Here is a 1,614-nt window from a genome sequence, read left to right on the forward strand (position 1 = left end):
CAAATTTATATAAAATTTTCGAATTATAAGCAAGTAATATAAAAAACTTGAATGATTTCCCTCGAATTGTGCGAGATTAGCCTTATTTTTCGAGAAATCAAGACCACGACTGCAAAATATTTCCTACCAACGTGCTCTAAGTCACAAAAATATATTATCTTTGAAGCAGTGTTCATTAACCGAGTTTTTAACTTCAAAAATGTAGGCTTATGAAAGCAGTATGTGGTCTTGACGTGCACAAAGATAGCATTTATCTTTGTATTTTGCACAGTGATGGTGAATTATTTGAGCAAGTTTTCGGAGTTTTAACATTTCAACTGGAAGAAATGCGAAAATTGCTCCAAAAGCACCATGTTTCTGAAGTATGTATGGAGAGTACCAGTATCTATTGGATTCCTATCTGGCGTGTGTTGTCTTCTTACTTCACCCTCCGGCTGGCAAATCCTTATTTCATCAAACAGCTTCCCGGACACAAAAGTGATGTCAAGGATGCCCAATGGATAGCAGAGTGCACCATGAAGGAATTAGTTAAGGGCAGTTTCGTACCTCCTGAGATTATCCAGCAGTTGCGCCAGTATGACCGCCGTATCTTTGACCTCAACGAGGAGATTGTCCGCAAAGTGTCCAAGGTCGACGGTGTACTCCAACGCTGTAACATCCGCCTGAGCAACTATGTGTCTAACATCGAGGGTAAAAGTTACCGCGATGTCGTGCGCAGGCTCTCGGAAGGTGTCACTGACCCGAACGAGTTGCTAAAGCTCGTTCATGGTCGCATTGTCAACCGCCATGGAGCGGAGACGATATTAGCCTCTTTGTCTGGTGTTGTCTCACAAGCTGAAACAGATGTGCTACGCCAGCTCCATGAGGAGATAGACATCGCCGAGAGCCACAGAGACGAATGCCAGCAGCGGATGTTGGAGATATGTGAGAAGCATTTCCCGGAGGAGCTCAAACGCTTGCAGAAAATTCCAGGTATCAAGGAACGTGCCGCAACATCATTGATTGCAGAAATCGGAACGGATATGAGTAAGTTCGAGACGGCAAATCACCTTACCTCCTGGAGTGGACTGAGACCAAGAAATGACGAATCCAACAAGAAAATCAAGTCTCGTAAAATTACCCATGGCAATGTCTATCTCCGCAACACCATCATCCAATGTGCCTGGGCCGCCAGTCGTCAGAAAGACTGTTTCTTCAGCAGGTTCTCATATCACCAAACCGTTGTGAGGAGAAAGAACAAAATGAAGGTGCTTGTAGCCGTGGCGAGAAAGTTACTTGTGGCCGTATGGCATGTCTTGCATGACGAGACAGATTATGTTGACTTCAAACTTGATCGTGAAGAATCCGCCAACAACGGATGACCATGATATACCTTCTATGGTAAGGCTATTATCTTTGTGATGGGTTAGACCTCGTCTACAAATTAACTTCATGTCATGGGAGGCTATGGAAGTCAGTATGAGTAAAACTCGAAGAGGAAAGTATACAGAAAGTGACATTTGCGTTTTTACGCAAGTGCAGAATGTAGTGTGCCTGCCAATACAGTTTTTTACTTATTCCTCCAATTGTAGTTACCCTATGCGAGGGAAATCATTTTCGTTTTATAGAGGAAAG

1 protein-coding gene is annotated in these 1,614 nt (G+C 43.4%); it reads left to right on the plus strand.

Annotation, left to right across the window (positions count from 1 at the left end):
• Positions 1-209 precede the first annotated feature (209 nt).
• Positions 210-1,361, plus strand: a complete 1,152-nt coding sequence (locus F7D73_RS08460; RefSeq protein ID WP_153091408.1) for an IS110 family transposase — start codon at positions 210-212, stop codon at positions 1,359-1,361.
• Positions 1,362-1,614: the final 253 nt, after the last annotated feature.

Source organism: Segatella copri, assembly GCF_009494395.1.
GTDB lineage: Bacteria > Bacteroidota > Bacteroidia > Bacteroidales > Bacteroidaceae > Prevotella.